This window comes from Actinomycetota bacterium, from assembly GCA_030774015.1.
Lineage (GTDB): Bacteria > Actinomycetota > UBA4738 > UBA4738 > JACQTL01 > JALYLZ01.
The window spans coordinates 1-2,284 of record JALYLZ010000182.1 but is presented as its reverse complement, the minus strand read 5'-3'; the positions used below and the strand labels follow the sequence as shown (position 1 = coordinate 2,284).

General features: G+C 70.5%; 2 protein-coding genes. Both read right to left on the bottom strand.

The annotated features are described in order from the left end of the window. Positions 1-67 precede the first annotated feature (67 nt). Positions 68-859: an IS21-like element helper ATPase IstB gene (gene istB / locus M3Q23_17915; GenBank protein MDP9343926.1), complete on the bottom strand. Its 792-nt coding sequence runs from the start codon at positions 857-859 to the stop codon at positions 68-70. Continuing rightward, positions 849-2,126 carry a helix-turn-helix domain-containing protein gene (locus tag M3Q23_17910; protein MDP9343925.1) on the bottom strand — a complete coding sequence of 426 codons (1,278 nt, stop codon included), beginning with the start codon at positions 2,124-2,126 and terminating at the stop codon, positions 849-851. The genes istB and M3Q23_17910 overlap by 11 nt, the downstream gene beginning before the upstream one ends. Positions 2,127-2,284: the final 158 nt, after the last annotated feature.

Genomic DNA, 2,284 nt, shown 5'->3' with positions numbered 1-2,284 from the left:
GTGACGGCGCTCACCGAAAATCCCCAGAGATGCTCATCGAAATCCACCACCCCTGAGCCGGCGTAGCCTACCTCTCGAGCGTGGCTCCCACCCCCTCCCGGAGTTGCTTGAGGCGTTCCCGGTGGGCCCGCATCCGGTAGGAGTCCCCGGTGATCGAAAGCAGGGTCGCTCGGTAGAGGAACCGGTCCAGGATCGCCGCGGCCATCATCGAGTCGGAGAAGATCTCCCCCCACGAGGCAATGCTGCGGTTGGTCGTCACGATGATCGAGCCGTGCTCGACGCGGCGGGACACCACCTGGAAGATGGCCGAGGCCCCCTCGGCCGGAAGGGGCAGGTAGCCCAACTCGTCGCAGATGAGCAGCTGCGGGCCGGCGAAGAACCGCATCGTCGTGGCCCACCGCCCCTCGATCGCGGCGCGGTGGCACCGGGCGACCAGGTCGGCGGCGGTGGTGTAGTACACGCGGTGGCCGGCCTCCACGGCCCTCAGCCCGAGGGCGAGCGCGAGCATCGTCTTGCCGACCCCGGGCGGGCCGACCATCAGCACATTCGCCTTCTCCTCGACGAACCTCAAGGTGGCGAGGTCCTCGACCAGACCGCGGTCGAGGTCCGGCTGGGCATCGAAGTCGAAGTCCTCCAGGCGCTTGATCACCGGGAAGTGGGCGAACCGGAGCCTCCCGGCCGTCCTGCGCCGCTCGGTGGCCTCCACCTCCACCCCGAGCAGATCCTCGGCGAAGGCCGTGTAGGAGGGCTTGGCGTTCTGCGCCTGGTCGAGCTTGCCGGCCAGGGCCTCGGCCGCCGCGGTGAGCTTCAGGTAGGCCAGGTGGGAGCGCAGGCGCTGGTAGACGCGGTCATGGGACACGGCGCATCAGCTCCTCGTAGCGGGAGAGGTCGACCACGACGGGCAGGGTCTGCTGCAGCGGCACCCCGGTGAGCTCCGCGGCGAGCGCCTTGGCGGCCTCCGATGGCGGGCGGTTGACCTTGCGGCGGCACGGCCGGTCCGTGGTGAACGCGGCCAGTACCGTGCGCTCGAGGTCGACGCGGTGTTCCTCCAGCCGCGACAGGGCACCGGCGCCAGCGGGCCGCCGCCGGTGGGAGGCGATCAGCTCACCTGTCGTCGAGCGGATCTCGAGCATCGGCTCCCCCAGGCGCACCGACACGATCACGGTCGCATCGACGAACGCCGGCGACACCGAGTAGCGGTTCCCCTCGAACGACACCAGGGCCGCCCAGCTCACCTTCCGGGGCACCTCGATCACGGCATGGTAGGGCTCGCGGGGAACCGGACGCAGGCGCTCGGCAACGGCGAGCTCGGCCACCGTGGCGTGACCGCGGGGACGTCGATCGGCGACCCGCCCGCAGAAGGCATCCAGGCTCGTCTGGGCCTGCTCGACGGTCGTCACCTCGGCGGTGCGCCACCAGGCCTGGGCCAGGTAGTCGTTGGCCTTCTCCACCACGCCCTTGCGGTTGCCGCGGCGCGGTGGGCAGAGGTCGACCCCGACGCCGTAGTGACGGCACGCGTCGGCGAACGCGGGGACGAGCCGGCGGGTCCCCGGGATCACCCCTCCTTCGATGGCGTCGATGCGCAGGCGCTTCGTCAGCCCGCCCAGGCGCCGCAGGACCCCGTCCGTCGCGGCGATCAGGTGAGGCGTGTCCTTGGCCTCGGAAAACGACCCCCGGAACTTCGCCGAGTGCGCCAGCGCCCCGACCAGGACGAGCGCCGTCCCGCCCCACGGCGCCTCGGGGAGCTCCAGCCAGTCGAGCTGGGTCTCGGCTCCGGGTGGGTGTTCGATCTCGGTCGTGGCCCTGCCCTTCGCGCCGGCGCACGCCTCGCAGTGGGGGCGGAGCGAGCGGGAACGAACCTGTCGGGTGAAGGTCTGGTAGCTCCCGGCGAACCCGAGCACCTGCACTTCTCGGAGCAGCGTGGAGAGCTGTAGGTGCGGGTCGTCGTTCAACCGTTGGGTCACGTACGGCTCGAACCGGTCGAACGGGTCGTCCTCGCTCTTGCGGCGGACGCCGGGGGTGCGCTCGCCCTTCAGGTGGGACCGGACGGTTCCCCGGTCGCGGCCGAGGTGGCGGGCGATCGCTGAGATCGACCAGCCCTGGGCCCGAAGTGCCTGTGCTTCCACGTCTTCCTCCCGTGCCAACATCCCTTGGGGCTCCTTCCGATCCGACGGCCTGATCACCGTCAGCATCGGGCGGAGCCCTCTTCCGTTGGGGGAACTCGGGCTCAGGAGGTGGTGGATTTCAGTGAGCGGATGTGGGGGGTTTCAGATGAGCGTGGTCA